At 70.5% G+C, this 17365-nt stretch carries 16 protein-coding genes; 8 read left to right on the top strand and 8 right to left on the bottom strand.

Features of this window, described 5'->3' with window-relative positions; genetic code table 11:
• Positions 1-107: 107 nt before the first annotated feature.
• Positions 108-971: a DUF4232 domain-containing protein gene (locus D9V36_RS22595; protein ID WP_129295384.1), complete on the top strand. Its 864-nt coding sequence runs from the start codon at positions 108-110 to the stop codon at positions 969-971.
• Positions 972-1312: 341 nt separating this feature from the next.
• A complete protein-coding gene (locus D9V36_RS22590) occupies positions 1313-1990 on the top strand; it encodes a DUF4232 domain-containing protein (RefSeq protein ID WP_129295383.1) in 678 nt (225 codons plus the stop codon).
• A 69-nt stretch (positions 1991-2059) separates the two neighbouring features.
• On the opposite strand, the gene D9V36_RS22585 is transcribed toward D9V36_RS22590, so the two are convergent.
• Positions 2060-3868: an NHL domain-containing thioredoxin family protein gene (locus tag D9V36_RS22585; protein WP_129295382.1), complete on the bottom strand. Its 1809-nt coding sequence runs from the start codon at positions 3866-3868 to the stop codon at positions 2060-2062.
• Between the two features lie 64 nt (positions 3869-3932).
• Between D9V36_RS22585 and D9V36_RS22580 the strand changes: the two genes are divergently transcribed.
• Entirely contained in the window at positions 3933-4463 is a 531-nt protein-coding gene (locus tag D9V36_RS22580) for an LURP-one-related/scramblase family protein (RefSeq protein ID WP_129295381.1), read from the top strand.
• A gap of 157 nt (positions 4464-4620) precedes the next feature.
• Positions 4621-5445, top strand: coding sequence for a maleylpyruvate isomerase family mycothiol-dependent enzyme (locus D9V36_RS22575; RefSeq protein WP_129295380.1), 825 nt, complete (start codon positions 4621-4623; stop codon positions 5443-5445).
• Positions 5446-5596: 151 nt separating this feature from the next.
• Here the strand turns inward: D9V36_RS22575 and D9V36_RS22570 are convergent, their stop codons facing one another.
• The 3 genes from D9V36_RS22570 to D9V36_RS42680 all read right to left on the bottom strand — a co-directional run bounded on the left by D9V36_RS22570 (position 5597) and on the right by D9V36_RS42680 (position 8749).
• Positions 5597-6850, bottom strand: coding sequence for an MFS transporter (locus D9V36_RS22570; RefSeq protein ID WP_129298602.1), 1254 nt, complete (start codon positions 6848-6850; stop codon positions 5597-5599).
• 98 nt (positions 6851-6948) lie between these two features.
• Positions 6949-7632 carry a GntR family transcriptional regulator gene (locus D9V36_RS22565; protein WP_206739717.1) on the bottom strand — a complete coding sequence of 228 codons (684 nt, stop codon included), beginning with the start codon at positions 7630-7632 and terminating at the stop codon, positions 6949-6951.
• A 235-nt stretch (positions 7633-7867) separates the two neighbouring features.
• Positions 7868-8749 carry a GNAT family N-acetyltransferase gene (locus D9V36_RS42680; RefSeq protein ID WP_129295379.1) on the bottom strand — a complete coding sequence of 294 codons (882 nt, stop codon included), beginning with the start codon at positions 8747-8749 and terminating at the stop codon, positions 7868-7870.
• A gap of 208 nt (positions 8750-8957) precedes the next feature.
• On the opposite strand from D9V36_RS42680, the gene D9V36_RS41055 reads away from it, so the two are divergent.
• Positions 8958-9134, top strand: coding sequence for a hypothetical protein (locus D9V36_RS41055; protein WP_164993005.1), 177 nt, complete (start codon positions 8958-8960; stop codon positions 9132-9134).
• A gap of 176 nt (positions 9135-9310) precedes the next feature.
• Here the strand turns inward: D9V36_RS41055 and D9V36_RS22555 are convergent, their stop codons facing one another.
• From D9V36_RS22555 to pdhA, 3 genes are read right to left on the bottom strand one after another with little or no spacing between them, the layout of a single operon-like run.
• Positions 9311-10786 (bottom strand): dihydrolipoamide acetyltransferase family protein, encoded by a 1476-nt coding sequence (locus tag D9V36_RS22555; protein ID WP_129295378.1) that lies wholly within the window; start codon positions 10784-10786, stop codon positions 9311-9313.
• Positions 10787-10809: 23 nt separating this feature from the next.
• On the bottom strand, positions 10810-11793 hold the full coding sequence (locus D9V36_RS22550; protein ID WP_129295377.1) for an alpha-ketoacid dehydrogenase subunit beta: 984 nt from the start codon (positions 11791-11793) through the stop codon (positions 10810-10812).
• A 2-nt stretch (positions 11794-11795) separates the two neighbouring features.
• Entirely contained in the window at positions 11796-13013 is a 1218-nt protein-coding gene (pdhA, locus tag D9V36_RS22545) for a pyruvate dehydrogenase (acetyl-transferring) E1 component subunit alpha (protein ID WP_129295376.1), read from the bottom strand.
• Positions 13014-13341: 328 nt separating this feature from the next.
• Here pdhA and D9V36_RS22540 point away from each other — a divergent pair, with 328 nt between their 5' ends.
• From D9V36_RS22540 to D9V36_RS22530, 3 genes are all read left to right on the top strand, one after another.
• Positions 13342-14001: a response regulator gene (locus tag D9V36_RS22540; RefSeq protein WP_129295375.1), complete on the top strand. Its 660-nt coding sequence runs from the start codon at positions 13342-13344 to the stop codon at positions 13999-14001.
• A 110-nt stretch (positions 14002-14111) separates the two neighbouring features.
• Positions 14112-14528, top strand: coding sequence for a pyridoxamine 5'-phosphate oxidase family protein (locus tag D9V36_RS22535; RefSeq protein WP_129295374.1), 417 nt, complete (start codon positions 14112-14114; stop codon positions 14526-14528).
• A gap of 52 nt (positions 14529-14580) precedes the next feature.
• Entirely contained in the window at positions 14581-15624 is a 1044-nt protein-coding gene (locus tag D9V36_RS22530) for a phosphotransferase (RefSeq protein ID WP_129295373.1), read from the top strand.
• A gap of 17 nt (positions 15625-15641) precedes the next feature.
• On the opposite strand, the gene D9V36_RS22525 is transcribed toward D9V36_RS22530, so the two are convergent.
• Complete coding sequence (locus D9V36_RS22525) at positions 15642-17261, bottom strand: protein kinase domain-containing protein (RefSeq protein ID WP_129295372.1); 1620 nt, start codon at positions 17259-17261, stop codon at positions 15642-15644.
• Positions 17262-17365: the final 104 nt, after the last annotated feature.

Here is a 17365-nt window from a genome sequence, read left to right as displayed (position 1 = left end):
GCGGCAGCGGCGGACGGCAATCTGGTTTCAGGCCGCAGGACAGAGCCGGCCAGACCGCAGGACGTACCGCCGGAGCGGTGCGGACCACCGACCGGGGGAGACAGGACATGCCGCGCAGCCACGCCCGAGCCGAAGCCGCCACCGAGGCCGGCGCCCGGACCGTCACCGTTGCCTCTCGTGGGTCCCGTACCGTCCGCCGCCGTACGCTGCGGATCGCCGCGGCCGGACTGACCGCAGCCGCCGCGCTCACCCTCACCGCCTGCGGCCAGGACAACCCGCTCAAGACGAGCGCGGCCAAGCCGTTCAACCCGTCGCCCCAGGTCGCCGAGACCCCGGCGCAGGGTGGGGAGGCCGGGCAGGGCGGCACCCGGAGCGACGGCACCCAGACCGACGGCGGCCGGACGGACGGCGGCCGGACGGAGCGGGCTTACGTGGAGCGGGGCGGCGACAGCAGTGGAACGGATGCGGGGACGGAGGCCACCGGGACGGGCTCGCGCCGCGCGACCACCTCCAAAAACGCCTCCGCCCACGTCTCCGCCGTCCGGCACACCGCGTGCGACGCCGCGAAGATCCGTATCGTCGCCGAGCGGCTGACCCGACCGGTCAACCACCTTCTGCTGAAGGCCACCAACACCTCCGGTGCCGTCTGCGACCTCTACTACGCCCCCTACCTGCGGTTCGACCAGGCACAGTCCCCGCTCGACGAACTGCCGGCCAGCAGGCCGCAGTCCATGGTCACCCTCGCCCCCGGCGAATCCGGCTACGCGGGCGTGCTGACCTCGTCCGCGGACGGCTCCGGCGGCAACGGCCGCACCGTGACCTCGCTGTCGGTCAGCCTCCCCGGCCGCGACGGCAAGGGCAGCATCGGCGGCTCGGCGGCGGTGGCGCTCCCCGGCGGCTCGGAGCACCTCGACGACAGCGCATGGGTGACGTACTGGCAGTCGGACGCGAGCGAGGCAGCCGCCTGGTGATCCGGGTCCGCTGACCGGGCCCGCTGACCCGGGCCGGGCGACGCGACCGACGAGGATCCCCCTGAACCAGGGCGCCCGCAATCCCCCAGCGGGCGCCCTGTCTCCTGCCCGGACTGACCTCCGGCGCCTGCCCCGGGGCGGCCCCGCGCCGCCCCGGGGCTGCTTTTCCCCGTGCCACGGGCCGATCTCCGCTGCGTACGAACCATCTGCCCCGCTTTGCTGCCACATCGGCCACGGCCGCCGGCGAACCCGCCCTGGCGCATCCGCCGGCAATGGATATCGTGGCCGTGCCATGTCACATGTGCCTCGCTGATTGCAGCTCTCCACTGGGGGAACCACCCATGACCGCACGCCGCTCCCGCAGCCGTTCCGCCGCGTACGCCGCACTGGCCCTCGGACTGGCCGGCTCCCTCGCCCTGACCGGCTGCAACAGCCACTCCTCGAAGAGGTCGAAGAAGTCCTCCTCCTCGTCTTCCACGACTCACAAGTCTTACAAGTCGTCCAAGACCAAGAAGCGCAGGATCATCGGCGGGAGTGCGGCCGCGGCCGGTGCGGCGGGGGCGGCGTCCCGGCGGGTGCCCGACTGCTACCCCAGCACGTACAAGGTCACGTTCTCTCAGCAGACCGGCCCGAAGAGCCATGTGGCGGTGAAGTTCAAGAACTCCACCAGCCGCGACTGCAAGCTCTACAACGCGCCGCTGCTGCGCTTCAACAACGCCAAGGCCCCGCTGCCCCTGCTGCAGGGCACGCCCGGCCACTTCGACGGCACCCGCATCACCGTGCCCGCCCACGGTTACGCCTACGCGGTCATCCCGACCAACACCGCAGCCGCCAAGGGCACCGAGCAGAAGTCGGTGACCATCGACTTCATGGGCGTCTCGGCGAGCTCGGTCACGCACGGTCCGGTCACCGTCAACTTCGCGGAGAAGCGGCTCCACCTCTCCGTCGGCAAGAGCAAGGTCACCAACTGGAGCTCCAGCCTTCACGGGGCACAGCTGGCGGGCGGCGTCGGGAACTGATCCCGGCGACGCACCGGCCCGCCGGCCCGACCCCTCCCGGGCCCGGTCGACGGGCCCGGGATCCCGCTCCTATTCGGCGTCCAGCCCGGCCAGGACGAGCCCCAGCCGGGCCACCCCGCCCCCGGCGATCTCGACCGGGACGCCCCAGTCCTGCTGGTGTACATGGCAGGCGGGGTACTCGACGTCCGGGGCGTCGTCGCAGGACGCGGCCATCGCCGAGACATGCAGCACCCCCTCGGTCACCCCGTCCGCGAGCACCAGATCCCGCGCGAGGTCGGTGCCCGCGCCCGCACCGTCGGCGAGCAGTTCCGGCGGCGTCGCACTGACCAGCAGCCGCGTCGAGGGTCCGTAACGGGTGTCAAGCTTCTGACCGGCAGGGGCCTGGAAGACCACCTCCAGCCGCAGCGCGCCCGGGGCGACCTCGGTGGCCGCGCGCTGGGTGCGGTGCGCCACCGAGGCGACGCGGACGGCCTCCTCGGGCAGCCGCAGCCGGGTCAGCCGGTGCCGCGCCGACTCCACCAGCACGATGTCCTCGTCGACGAGCACCGCGGCGGACGGCTCGCGCAGATCCGTCGCCAGCGTCGTCACCTCGCCGGTCGCGGGATCGAAGCGGCGCAGTGCGTGGTTGTAGGTGTCCGCGATGGCGACCGAGCCGTCGGGCAGGGCGGTCACCCCCAGCGGGTGCTGGAGCAGCGCCTGGTCCGCGGCGCCGTCGCGGTGCCCGAAGTCGAAGAGGCCGGTGCCGACGGCCGTCCGGACGACATAGCCGTCGCCCGCTTCGGCGCGCTCCACCCAGCGGACCGCGCTGGTCTCCGAGTCCGCGATCCACAGCCGGTCGCCGGCCGCGGCGAGGCCGGACGGCTGGGCGAACCACGCCTCGTCGGCCGGGCCGTCCACCAGGCCCTCATTGGTCGTGCCGGCCGCGACCTGGACCGTGCCGGCGGCCGGGTCCCAGGTCCAGAGCTGATGCACCCCGGCCATCGCGATCCACAGCCGGTCCTGCCACCAGGCGAGGTCCCACGGTGAGGAGAGATCCACTTCGCGCGCCGGCCCGGAGGTCGGCGAGCCCTGCCACCACTGCTTGCCGGTACCGGCCACGGTCTCCAGCACACCGGATGCCGGGTCGAGGACGCGGATGGCGTGGTTCACCGTGTCCGCGACGGCCACCCGGCCATCGGGGAGCAGTGCCAGGCCCTGCGGTTCGTTGAAGGAGTCCGGCGTCAGACCGCGCTCGCCGCTGCCGATCCGCCGCAGCACCCGCTCGCCGTCCGCGGCCAGCTCCACCAGCTGGTGCCGGGTGGTGTCCGAGACCAGGAAGCTGCCCCCGGGCAGCTCGACCACCTTGCCGGGGAAGCGCAGATCGGTGGCGACCGGCTCCGGCGGTACGTAGGGCCCGTCGCCGCGGCGCAGGGTGCCCTTCGCCGCGTGCTCGGCCTCCAGCTCCTCGACGAGCTTCTCGATGGCGTGCGCATGGCCCTCGCCGGCGTGCTGGGCGACGACATACCCCTCGGGGTCGATCACCACGAGCGTCGGCCAGGCCCGCACCGCGTACTGCTTCCACGTGGCGAGCTCCGGGTCGTCGAGGACCGGGTGCTCGACGCCATAGCGCTCCACGGCATCCACGACCGCCTGGTGCTCGGCCTCGTGCACAAACTTCGGGGAGTGCACACCGATGATCACGACGGTGTCGCGGTGCCGCTCCTCCAGCTCCCGCAGCTCGTCCAGGACGTGCAGACAATTCACACAGCAAAAAGTCCAGAAATCCAGAACGACAATGCGTCCCCGCAGGTCAGAGAGGGTCAGATCCTTGTTACCGGTATTCAGCCAGCCACCCTTGCCGATCAGCTCAGGGGCGCGGACGCGTGCACGTGAAGCCATGTGCACATTCAACGTCACTCCGGTGCGTGCGCATTCCGCAGGTCCCGGCGGGAACACGTCAGCCATGCAGCAATCCCCCGGGGGGTCACCCCGGCACTCGGGCAAGTACCTGGTGCGCGACCGCATCTTCGGCATCGGCGACGACTACTGGATCGACGACGAGCACGGGCGGCACGCCTTCCTCGTGGACGGGAAGGCGCTGCGGCTGCGGGAGACCTTCGAGCTGAAGGACACCGAGCGGCGGGTACTGATCACCATCCGCAAGAAGATGCTCAGCCTGCGCGACACCATGACCATCGAGCGGGATGACCAGCCGCTGGCCACGATCAAGCGCAAGCGGCTCTCGCTGCTGCGCAACCACTACCGCGTCGCGCTGGTGGACGGCACCGAGCTGGATGTCAGCGGAAAGATCCTGGACCGGGAGTTCGCGATCGAGTACGACGGCGAACTGCTGGCGGAGATCTCGCGGCGCTGGCTGACGGTGCGCGACACCTATGCGGTCAATGTCGTACGGGACGACGCGGATCCGCCGCTGCTGATCGCCGTCGCGGTGTGTGTGATCCGGCTGGCGGAGCGGGAGCACGGAGACGACTGAGGAGCCGGTAAGGAGCCGGCTTCCCGGCCGTACGGCCCTCTGCGGCTGGGCAACATCGGCCTACGATGGTCACCCGAAAGCACTGCCGGGGTGCCCGTGCGCAGCGTAACTTAACTGCACAGACAGCAGCCCGCGTACGAACCGTCCGAGGGGTCCCGTGACCGTCCATCCCAGCCTCCAATCCTCCATCGATGCCTGGACTCACTCCATAGAAGCGATAACCGAGCTGGTCACTCCGCTCGTCGAAGGCGAGTGGAACGGGGCGACGGGCCTGCCAGGATGGTCCGTTCGTGATGTGGTCTCCCATGTCATCGGCCTGGAATGCGAAATGCTGGGTGACCCGCGGCCGATCCATACGCTGCCGCGCGATCTCTATCACGTACGCAGCGAGTCGGCGCGACGCATGGAGGTGCAGGTCGACGTCCGCCGGCACCACACCGCGCCGGAGATGCTGAGCGAGCTCGAATACACCGTCATCCGCCGCTCACGGCAGCTGCGCAACGAGTCCCGGCAGCCGGACGCCGTGGTGCGCAGCCCGCTCGGTGAGGAACGTACGCTGGAATTCGTGCTGCAGCAGCGGGCGTTCGACGTCTGGGTCCATGAGCAGGACCTGCGCCGGACCCTCAAGAAGCCCGGCAATCTCGACTCCCCCGGCGCGTATGTGACCCGCGATCTGCTGGTGAAGGCGCTGCCCGGCATCGTGGCCAAGCGGGCCCAGGCGCCCGCCGCTTCGGCGGTGGTCTTCGATGTCAGCGGGCCGCTGGAATTCCTGCGCACGGTCCGCCTCGACGCCGAGGGCAATGCCACGATCGATGGCAGTGTCTCGCTCGGCCCGACCGTGACACTCGCCCTGGACTGGGACACCTTCCACCAGCTGGCCTGCGGCCGGGTCCGCCCCGCCGCCGTCGCCGAACAGATCAAGATCGACGGCGATGAGGAGCTGGCCCAGGCGATCCTGGGTAATTTCGCCATCACGCCATAGCGGGGCGGGGCAGGTGGGGGAGCGCCTCACCCGATGCCCTGACCGTCGGCCGGCCACGAGCAGTGGGCCCCGGAGTGAGCCGTTTCACGTGAAACAGCCCTGTCCGTTTCACGTGAAACGGACCCGGTCGCCGACCGATCGCCTGCAGGCCTCATGCGGGCACATGGACCGCTTCCACCCGGCTGACCACCAGCCGTTCGCGCTCGCGCCGTGCCGCGCGCCGCCGCAGCCGCAGGATCTGGGAGACCCCGGTCGCTTCCAGGACGAAGATCGAGGCAAAGGCGATCCGGTAGTTGTCGCCGGTCGCGTCCAGCAGGACACCGATGGCGAACAGCGTCGTCATCGAGGCCGTGAAGCCGCCCATGTTGACGATGCCGGAGGCGGTGCCCTGACGCTCCGGCGGGTTGGCGGGCCGCGCGAAGTCGAAGCCGATCATCGAGGCGGGGCCACAGGCGCCCATCACCGCACAGAGCACGATCAGCAGCCCCATCGGCGCATGGTCGGCCGGCCAGCACAGGACCGTTGCCCACATCAGAGCCGTGGCGCCGGCGGTGCCCAGAGCCAGTGGCATGCGGGCGGCATGGTGACGGGCGATGACCTGGCCGTAGATCAGACCCACCGCCATGTTGGAGAGCACCACGAGGGTGAGCAGTTCACCGGCGGTGCCACGCGACAGGCCCTGCGCCTCGACGAGGAACGGCAGCCCCCAGAGCAGCAGGAACACCATGGCCGGGAACTGGGTGGTGAAGTGCACCCACATGCCCAGCCGGGTGCCGGGCTCCCGCCAGGCGTCCATGATCTGCCGACGCACGAACCCCGTGCCGGTGTGCTCGGCGGATGCGGGCGGCGGCTCGAAGCCCTTGGGGTGGTCCGAGAGGAAGAGCAGCAGCACGATCAGCACGACGATGCCGCCGACGGCGCTGGAGGCGAAAGTCGGGGTCCAGCCGAAGCTGTGCAGGAAGCGGGCGAGGATGAGGGTGGAGATCAGATTGCCCGCCATCCCCACCAGCGCGGCGATCTGCGCGATCATCGGGCCGCGACGGGCCGGGAACCACCGCGAGCCCAGCCGCAGCACGCTGATGAAGGTCATCGCATCCCCGCAGCCGAGCAGCGCACGGGAGCCGAGCGCCATGGCGTACGACGAAGAGAGCGCAAAGCCGAACTGGCCGACGGTGTAGAGCACCACGCCGAGGGTCAGCACCTTCTTGGCACCGAGCCGGTCGACCATCAGGCCGACGGGGATCTGCATCCCCGCGTACACCAGCAGCTGAAGGATGGAGAACGTCGACAGCGCCGAGGCATTGATGTGGAAGCGCTCGGCGGCGTCCAGGCCCGCCACGCCGAGGCTGGTGCGGTAGGTGATCGCGACGAAGTAGACCGCGACGCCGATGCCCCAGACGGCCATGGCCTTACGGCCGCCGGGCGGGTCGGCGGGCAGCAGCCGGGCGGAGCCGCTGCCTATACCGGAGCTGCCGGAGCTGCCGGCACTTTCGGAACCACCGCTCATCGCACGTCCCCCTGCGCGAGGTGTCGGACCCAGCTGACGTGCCGCTGCACGGCGTCGGTCGCGGCGTCCGCATCCCCGGCGCGCAGGGCCTCAAGGATCTCCGCATGCTCGGCGATGTTCTTGGCGATCCGGTCCGGGTGGGCATGCATCACGGCGACGCCCATCCGCAACTGGCGGTCGCGCAGCTGCTCGTAGAGCCGGTCCAGGATCTGATTGCCGGCGCTGCGCACAATGGCGGCATGGAAGGCGCGGTCGGTGACGGAGACGGCAGCCAGATCACCGGACGCGGCCTGCTCCCGCATCGTCTCCAGCAGCTCGGTCAGCTCGCCGACCAGCGGCTCGCTCACCGGGATTGCCTTGGCCGCGGCGTGCTTCTCCACCAGCAGCCGGGTCTCGACGACATCGGCGATCTCCTGCGCGGAGACCGGCAGCACCAGCGCGCCCTTCTTGGGGTAGAGCTTGATCAGCCCCTCCACCTCCAGCCGCAGCAGCGCCTCCCGCACCGGCGTCCGTGACACCCCCACCGCGTCGGCCAGCTCGCCCTCGGTGAGCAGCATGCCGCCTTCGTAGCGGCGGTCCAGGACGGCGTCCTTGATGTGTGCATAGACCCGCTCGGCGGCGGGCGGCTGCTTGGCGGCGGGCTCTCTGGCAGGAGCGGTGGGCATGGAGGCGGAAGGCATGCACACAGGATAGATACAACAGGTATGCGTCCGGTACTTCATTCCGCGATGCGGACACGAGCGGGGCGAGTGAGGTGAGTGAGGTGGCGCGGAGGAGTGTGCGGGACGTGTGGGGTGTGGGGTGCGGCGAGGTGTCCCGGTGGGGCGCTGCTGGAGTCGCGGCCGCCTCGGAGGGGCGGCCGGGCGGCGGGTGCCCCGGCCCCCGGCCCGACCGCCGCCCCCGGCCGCCGCGTCCTCAGCCCGGCATCCGCCCCTGGGCGATCAGCCGGTTCACCACCTGCGAATGCGCGGGGGCACAGCGCTCCCGCGCCTCCTGGCGGTCGAACCAGGCGAACTCGGCAATCTCCCGGCCGGGGACCGGTGCGATGTCCTGGGGCCCGCCGGTGAAGCAGGTCATCCGCAGCCGGCGACCGTTCTTGCCATGCGCCACATCATGGATGACAAACGCCTCCGAAAGGTCCTCCACCGGCACCACCAGGCCGAGCTCTTCTCGGAGCTCACGCGACAAGGCCTCCCGCGCGGTCTCCCCGGCCTCGTACTTGCCACCGGGGAGATAGAACGTGTCGTTCCCCCGCGTCCGTACGCTCAGCAGCCGCCCGTCGCGCACATGCAGCCAGCTCACCGACTTCAGCGGCGCGGCACGCTCCAGGGCGATCAGCGGATGGCCGGTCTCCTCATCCGTACGCCGCCCCCGCTCGGTGAAGCCCTGACGCGCGAAGAAGCGCCGGGCCGTGCCGTTCCCCTCGAAGACCTCCAGGGCCAGCGCACCGTGCAGCGACGCCGCATGCTCCAGCAACTCCCGCCCGATGCCGCCCCCTTGGGCTTCCGGGGCGACCACGAGACCGCCGACCCCGGCTCCGGGACCGTCCCCGCTTCCCTCCCCGGACCCGCCGGGCAGCAGTCCGAGCAGCCCGAGAATGCTGCCCTCACGCTCCGCGACCCAGCTCTCCGCGTTCTCCGCCCGGACGAGGTCCGTCTCACGGAGGATCCGGGCCCGTGCGCCCCGGCCCTCCTCACCGAGAAAGGGATGCGCCCGCTGCACTGCCCGGGACCACAGATCGGTGACCACGTCCTGGTCGGATGCACGGTAGCGCCGGATGATCATTTCGCTGCTCATTTTGCCGACCGTAGGCAGCACGGCCGACGTCCGCAAACCCTTTCCCGCAATGGGCCCGGCATCTGCCGAAAGGGGTACCGGAGAGCGACGCCGGGTCCGTCTCAAGTCTGACGAGAGTCCATACCTGCCGCGTACGGTCCAGCGCGCATTCCGTGGGTGAATAGAGGCAGGGAGTCGGGGAGGCTCCTACACCCAAGGGGAGTTGACCATGCAGCCCAGGACGAACGCCGGCCGCCGTACGCGGAACACCGTCGTGCTGGCATTGATCGTCGCCGGCCTGTGGGCGGGCGTCGCACTGACCCGCGGGGCCACCCACCCGGATGAGTCCGCTCCGGTCGGGCCGGTGGCTCACTTCAGCCGCGCCGTGGAACTCATCCGCGGCTGACCGGCATTGGGCGCTGTGGCACCCGCTGGGGTGTCTCCCTGATCCGGCCTGTCCCGGGGGGGGGAGACGCCCCTAGGCCTTCCGCGGCTCACCTCGAGAGGTACCGAACCGGGGCGGTCCCGGGACGGCGTTTCACGTGAAACGCCGCTCCGAACCGCCCGGTCCCGCATCCCGGCTCATCCCCAGGTGATCAGACGCTTGGGCCGCTCCAGCACGGCCGCGATATCCGCGAGCAGCTTGGAGCCCAGCTCACCGTCGATGAGCCGGTGGTCGAAGGACAGCGCGAGGGTGGTGACCTGACGCGCCTTCACCTTGCCCTTGTGGACCCACGGCTGGAGCTTGACCGCGCCGAAGGCGAGGATCGCCGACTCCCCCGGGTTGAGGATCGGCGTCCCGGTGTCGACGCCGAAGACGCCGACATTGGTGATGGTGACCGTACCGCCGGTCATCGCCGCCGGAGACGTCTTGCCCTCGCGGGCGGTGGCGACCAGATCGCCCAGTTCCGCGGCGAGTTGGGGGAGGGTCTTGACCCCGGCGTCCTTGATGTTCGGGACGATCAGACCGCGCGGGGTGGCCGCCGCGATCCCGAGGTTCACATAGTCCTTGTAGACGATCTCCTGACGCGCCTCGTCCCAGGCGGCATTGACCTCCGGGTGACGCTTGAGGGCGACGAGGAAGGCCCTGGCGACGAGCAGCAGCGGGTTGACCCGCAGCCCCGCCATGTCCGGGTCCTGCTTGAGCTCCTGGACCAGCTTCATCGTGCGGGTCACATCGACGGTGATGAACTCCGTGACATGCGGCGCGGTGAAGGCGCTGGTGACCATGGCCTGCGCGGTGGCCTTGCGTACGCCCTTGACCGGCACCCGCCGCTCGCGGGCGGCGACATCGACGAGGCCGGGCTCGGCCGGGGCGGCGGAAACCGGCCCGGGAGCCTCGGTCGTGGACGGCGCCGCTGCCGGGGTGGCGGCCGCATGGACGTCCTCGCGGGTGATGACGCCGTCCGGGCCGGTCGGGACGATCGCCGCCAGGTCGATACCGAGGTCCTTGGCGAGCTTGCGCACCGGCGGCTTGGCCAGCGGCCGGCCGAGGTGCCCCGCCACCGCGCCGTTCGCGGCCGGAGCCACGGGAGTGGCCGGGCGGACGGCGGGAGCGGCCGGTGCGGCTGCGGCCCGCCCGTTCAGCTCCGCCTGGAGCGCGGCACGCGCAGGCTCCGGCTGGGCCGGCACCCCTGCCTGGGGCTTGCGCGCCCGGCGCTTGGTCGAGGACGGCGCGGCACCGTAGCCGACCAGCACCGCCTGCCGGCCCTGGGGCTCGGCGTCCTCCTCGGTGGGCGCGGCGGCCTGCGGCGCCTGCTGCGCGGCCGGTGCCGCGACGGGCCCGGCGCCGGGATCGGTGTCCACGGAGATGATGGCGGTGCCGACGTCGACGGTGACGCCCTCGCCGAAGTTCAGCTCATGCACCACTCCGTCGTAGGGAATGGGCAGTTCCACGGCGGCCTTGGCGGTCTCGACCTCACAGACGACCTGGCCGTCGGTGACGGTGTCACCCGGCTGGACGTACCACTTGAGGATCTCGGCCTCGGTGAGGCCCTCGCCCACGTCGGGCATCTTGAACTCGCGGAAGCGCTGGGCACGGGCGGTACTTGCAGTCATGGTTACGAACTCTCCTCAAACCCTCAGTACGCCAACGCACGGTCGACGGCGTCGAGCACCCGGTCCAGCCCCGGAAGGTACTCGTCCTCCAGACGGGAGGGCGGATACGGGGAATGGAACCCGCCGACCCGCAGGACGGGGGCCTCCAGGTGGTAGAAGCACCGCTCGGTGATCCGGGCGGCGATCTCCGCACCCGCACCGAAGAAGACCGGGGCCTCGTGGACCACGACCAGCCGTCCCGTCTTCTGCACCGACGACTGCACGGTGTCGAAGTCGATCGGGGAGAGCGAGCGCAGGTCGACGATCTCGATCGACTTGCCCTCCTCGGCCGCGACATTGGCGACGTCCTGGCAGACCTTCACCATCGGGCCGTAGGCGGCCAGGGTGAGGTCGGAGCCGGTCCGGGCGACCCGGGCCTTGTGCAGGGGGTCGGGGATCGACTCGGTATCCAGCCGCGACTTGTCGTGGTAGCGGCGCTTGGGCTCGAAGTAGATGACCGGGTCGTCACCCGCGATGGCCTGCTGGAGCATCCAGTAGGCGTCGGAGGAGTTCGAGGGAGAGACGATCTTGAGCCCCGCGACATGCGCGAACAGTGCCTCGGGGGACTCGGAGTGGTGCTCGACCGCACCGATGCCGCCCGCGTACGGGATGCGGATGACGACCGGCACCTTGACCTTGCCCAGCGCGCGGGCGTGCATCTTCGCGAGCTGGGTGACGATCTGGTCGTAGGCGGGGAAGACGAAGCCGTCGAACTGGATCTCGACGACCGGGCGGTAGCCGCGCAGCGCCATACCGATCGCGGTGCCGACGATGCCGGACTCGGCGAGCGGGGTGTCGATCACCCGCTCCTCGCCGAAGTCCTTCTGCAGACCGTCGGTGACCCGGAAGACGCCGCCGAGCTTGCCGACGTCCTCGCCCATGACGAGGACCTTGGGGTCCGCCTCCATGGAGGCACGCAGCGATTCGTTGATCGCCTTGGCAATGGTGATCTTCTCGAAGACGGTCATGGTCAGTTCCCCTCCGCGACGGCATCGGCGTCGGCGAACGACGCCTGGTACGCGGCGAACTGCGCGCGCTCCTCATCGACGAGCGCATGCCCGTCGGCATAGACATTCTCGAAGATCGCCATGGTGTCCGGGTCGGGCATGGCACGCACGGCATCGCGGACCCGCTTGCCCAGGGCCTCGCTCTCCTCGTCGATCGAGGCGAGGTACGCCTCGTCGACCAGGCCCTCGGCCTCCAGATACGTCCGCAGCCGCAGGATCGGGTCCTTTGCCTCCCAGGCCGCCCGCTCCTCGTCCTCCCGGTACTTCGTCGGGTCGTCGGAGGTGGTGTGCGCGCCCATGCGGTAGGTGAAGGCCTCGACGAGCATCGGGCCCTGGCCGGTACGCGCGCGCTCCAGCGCCACCTTGGTCACCGCAAGGCAGGCCAGCACGTCATTGCCGTCGACCCGTACGCCGGGGAATCCGTAACCGCGGGCGCGCTGGTAGAGCGGTACCCGGGTCTGCTTCTCGGTGGGTTCGGAAATCGCCCATTGATTGTTCTGGCAGAAGAACACGACCGGGGCGTTGTAGACCGCGGAGAAGGTGAAGGATTCCGCGACATCTCCCTGGCTGGAGGCGCCGTCACCGAAATACGCGATGACCGCGGAATCCGCGCCGTCCTTCTGCACACCCATCGCATAGCCGGTCGCATGCAGCGTCTGCGAACCGATGACAATGGTGTAGAGGTGGAAGTTGTTGGTGTTGGGGTCCCAGCCGCCGTGATTGACACCGCGGAACATGCCCAGCAGATTCGTCGGGTCGACGCCACGGCACCACGCCACACCGTGCTCGCGGTAGGTCGGGAAGACATAGTCGTCGTCGCGCAGCGCCCGGCCGGAGCCGATCTGGGCGGCCTCCTGACCCAGCAGCGACGCCCACAGACCCAGTTCGCCCTGGCGCTGGAGGGTGGTCGCCTCGGCGTCGAACTTCCGCGTGAGCACCATGTCGCGGTAGAGCCCGCGCAGCTCGTCGGCGGAGAGATCGATCGAGTAATCCGGGTGCTCGACCCGCTTCCCTTCGGGGGTCAGCAGCTGTACGAGCTGGTCCTGCTCCGCCTGCTCGGGCCGACCGGAGTTCCGGTTCTCGGCCGGGGACGCCTTCTTCGCCGACGTCGCCTTTTTGGCGGTGGTGCGCTTGCTGCTGCCGCGGGCGTTCTTCCGCTGCGCAGTGCCTTCCACGGTCACGTGCTGCTCCTCCGTCTGTCCGGCCCCCGGGGTCCGCCGGTGGCCGTATTGCGGCTCACCCGGTATCCGATACGGCGCACGGGGTGTGTGCGATCGCGGCCCGGCTCCGGGTGGAACAAAGCTCCCGGACAGTGGCCTGCTCATTGCACGTTACCCATTGTCAAAGCCGAAGTGGAAACGGCGTTGACCTGCGATTTTGCTTGGATTTCCAAGTAAACCGCGGAGGCTTGGAACAACTCCTGGTCACAGCGTTGCAGGCCGCCGGGACAACGGCACGTTATATCGCTGACCTGGAGCACGGGAAGGGTTGATGTGTGAGACTGGTGTGGTGCGCGAAGACGGAAAAATCACGGTATTCCTGCTCGACGACCACGAAGTGGTCCGGCGTGGCGTTCACGAAATGCTGTCCGTCGAGGACGACATCGAGGTGGTCGGCGAGGCCGGTACCGCCGCAGACGCCCTGGTCAGGATCCCGGCGACGCGTCCGGACGTGGCGGTGCTCGATGTCCGGCTGCCGGACGGGAGCGGTGTCGAGGTCTGCCGTGAGATCCGTTCGCAGGACGAGGACATCAAATGCCTGATGCTCACCTCGTTCGCAGATGACGAAGCCCTTTTCGATGCGATTCTGGCCGGTGCGGCCGGGTATGTCCTCAAGGCCATCCGGGGCAATGAACTGCTCTCCGCGGTACGCGAGGTGGCGGCCGGGAAGTCCCTCCTCGACCCCGTGGCCACCGCCCGGGTGCTGGAGCGGCTGCGCGACGGCAATACCGCGAAGGGCGACGACCGGCTGGCGAGCCTCACCGATCAGGAACGCAGGATTCTCGATCTGATCGGCGAGGGGCTGACCAATCGCGCCATCGGTGAACGACTCCATCTCGCCGAGAAAACGATCAAGAATTACGTCTCCAGCCTGCTGTCCAAGCTCGGCATGGAGCGCCGCTCGCAGGCCGCCGCGTACGTCGCACGACGGCAGGCGGAGCGCCACTGAGACAGCCGGGCGCCGCCTGCCCGGCTCCTGGCGATGTGGGACCATCGTCCCGGTCCACCGGGGCTACCGGCCCCTACGTGCCGACCGGACCCGCCCGGCAAGGTGGTGACATGCCCACCGACAACCACCGTGCCATCGACCTGCTGAGCCGCACGCCCTACGGGCGCGTCTCGGCCAGTCGGCGGGCGCTGCCGTTCACCACCGTCACCCGTCACCTCGTCCTCGACGGGCGGCTGGTCCTGCGGCTGCACCGCGGCTACGGCTACCACCAGGCCCTGGACGGCAGCGTGGTCGCCTACGAGGCCGACAACGTCAACAGCGGTGAGCCCGACACATGGTCGGTGCAGTTCACCGGCACCGCCAAGGTCATCGAGCCCACTCCTGCCGTGCGCGAGCTCTTCGGCCGCACTCCGCTGCTCGCCGACGGCGTTCCCTTCGACCCGGTCTTCCTGCGCATCGAGCCGGAGTTCGTGACCACGCACTGCCTCACCGATGTGCCCGTCTTCCGCTATGCGCACTCTGCGTAACGCTTTCCGGCGCACCCACTCCGACGGGCGCAGTTGATCTAACATCTGGCGCGTGCTGCGCTCATCTGTAGTCCGGACGGCGGCAACGCCCGACAGAGACACCCTCGGATCCCTGCTCCGCCACTACGCGGGCGCCGGTGCGCCGCTGTCCTGCGAACCCGTCGCCGAGGGCCTGCTCAACCACGGCTACTTCCTCGCCACCACCCGCGGCCGCTACTTCCTCAAACACCACCTCGACGGCGACCGCGCGGCCCTCACCCGCCAGCACCGCGCCACCCGCCGGCTCGCCGCGCTCGGCCTGCCGGTCGCCCCGCCCGTCGCGGACGAGGACGGCCGGACCGTCACCGTCCTCGACGGCCGCTGCTACGCCCTGCACCCCTGGGTCGAAGGCCGGCACCTGGGCGGCGCCGCACTGACCCGCGGCCAGTCCTGGCAGCTAGGCGCCCTGCTCGGGCTCGTCCACACCGCGCTGGAGCAGGTCATGGCCGACGAGCCGCACCCGCCCCGGCCGCCCTGCGCGGACGCCGGCGCCGACCCCGAGCGGACCTTCGAGACGATCGAGGAGCTGCTGGCCCTGGCCCGCGGCGCCCGGCCGCGCACCAGCTTCGACGAACTCGCCGAACACCGTCTGCTGGAGCGCCGGGCCCTGCTGGCGCGGCTGGCGCACCACCGTCCGGCCCCCGGCGCGGAGCCGCCGGCCGGCTGGGTGCACGGGGACTTCCATCCGCTGAATGTGCTCTACCGCGACGCGGAGCCGACCGCGATCGTCGACTGGGACCGGCTGGGCGTCCACCCCCGGGCCGAGGAGGCGGTGCGCGCTGCCGCGATCTTCTTCGTCCGCCCGTGCGGCACGCTGGACCTGGCGAAGGTGGCGGCGTACGCGGGCGCCTACCGCCGCACCTGCCATGCCGGCGCCGATGAGCTGGCGGCGGCCGTCCACCGGGTGTGGTGGGAGCGGCTGAACGACTTCTGGATGCTCACCTGGCGTTACCAGCTGGGCGACCGCCGCACCGATCCTCAGTTCCCGGCGGCGGCCGCCCTGGCCGTGTGGTGGACCCGCGAATACCGGGCCGTACGGAACGCCTTCACCGGCTGAACCGGGAAGGGCCCGGGTCAGCCGGTCGCACCCAGCGTGGCGCCGGGGCCACCGCCGTCCGCGCCGCTGCCGGCGGTGGCCCCGCCGTCCGTACCGGCGTTCGCCCCGCCGTCGGCGGCGCCGCCGTCAGCGGTGCCCCCGTCAGCGGTGCCGGTCGTGGGACCGCCGTCGGACGTCCCGCCGGTGTCGGTGGGCGGCTCGGACGTGGGCGGCTCGGACGGCGGCGGCTCGGACGTCGGCGGCTGCGAGTTCTCCGGCGTGCTGGGCTGCTCGGGCGGCGGCTCGCTGTACGTGTTGTCGCCCGAGCCCGTGTCACCCGGGTCGGTCGCCGGGTAGCTCGGCTCCTCCGAAGGCTGCTCGCTCGCCTTGTCGTCCTTCGTCGGCTTCGGCGACTGCGACGTGGGGGTGTCGTGCTTCTTGTTCTGGCCACCGGTGTTCTGCATCGCGAAGGCCACACCCATGGCGATGGCGATCACCGCGAGCGCCGCGATCAGCCAGATCTTGCCGCGGCCGCCCTTGGCCGGCCGGGGCCCGCCGTCGAAGCCGCCGTCGTCGGCCCGCATACCGGGCGTCAGAATCGGCTGCGCCGTGGTCTGCCCGGCGTCGGAGTGCGGCAGCGCGGTGGTGGCCGCGGCCCCCAGGGACGAGGTGTGACCGCCCTCGTGCACCGCGACCGGGCCGGTGCTCCAGGTGCCGGTGTGACCGCCCTGCTCGTGCAGCATCTGCAGCGAGTACTGGACCAGGCCGCGCATCTCCTCGGCGGACTGGAACCGGTCGTCGGGGTCCTTCGCCAGCGACCGCATGACCAGGCCGTCCAGCTCCGGGGGTACCGCGTCGGCAACCTCGGAGGGCGCCACCGGCATGTCCTGAACGTGCTGGTAGACGACCGACAGCGGGGTCTCGCCGGTGAACGGCGGCCGCAGGGTGAGGAGTTCGTAGAGCAGGCAGCCGGTGGCGTAGAGGTCGGAGCGGGTGTCGACGGTCTTGCCGAGCGCCTGCTCCGGGGAGAGGTACTGAGGGGTGCCCATGACCATGCCGGTCTGGGTCATGGTGGACGCGGCGCCGTGCAGGGCACGGGCGATACCGAAGTCCATGACCTTGACGGCGCCGCTGTTCGTGATGATCACGTTCGCGGGCTTGATGTCACGGTGCACGATGCCGTGCTGGTGGCTGTAGGCCAGCGCCTCCAGGACGCCGGAGACGATGATCAGCGCCTGGTCCGCCGGCGGGGCGTCGGCGTTGAGCAGCAGATCGCGGATGGTGTGGCCCTCGACCAGCTCCATCACGATGTACGGCACGGTGTTGCCGCCGACCAGATCCTCGCCGGAGTCGTAGACCGCCACCACGGCGTGGTGGTTCAGCCCGGCCACGGACTGTGCCTCACGCGTGAAGCGGGCCTTGGAGACCGGGTCCTCGGCGAGGTCGGCGCGCAGCAGCTTCACGGCGACGGTCCGGCCGAGACGTACGTCCTCGGCCGCGAACACCTCCGCCATGCCGCCGCGGCCGAGCCGTCGCGTGAGCCGGTAGCGGCCATCGCCGACCAGCCCGCCGTTGCCCCACATCTCCGGTGCGTCGGGGATATTGGAGCCGGTGGCGTCAGGATCGGACGGGCCCTGGGGGCTCTGCGTCGGTGCCATCGGTCCTCGCCGTCGAATCAATCCGCATGAGAGCGGTAAGGTCATCGGTCTTCGCTAGAGCACGCTACAGGCTCCGCGGCACTCGCCGGTCCGTCGTGGACCGG

The organism is Streptomyces lydicus, from assembly GCF_004125265.1.
GTDB classification, from domain to species: domain Bacteria; phylum Actinomycetota; class Actinomycetes; order Streptomycetales; family Streptomycetaceae; genus Streptomyces; species Streptomyces lydicus_C.
Note: the sequence above shows the minus strand (reverse complement) of the source record. Positions and strands in the feature narration are given on the sequence as shown.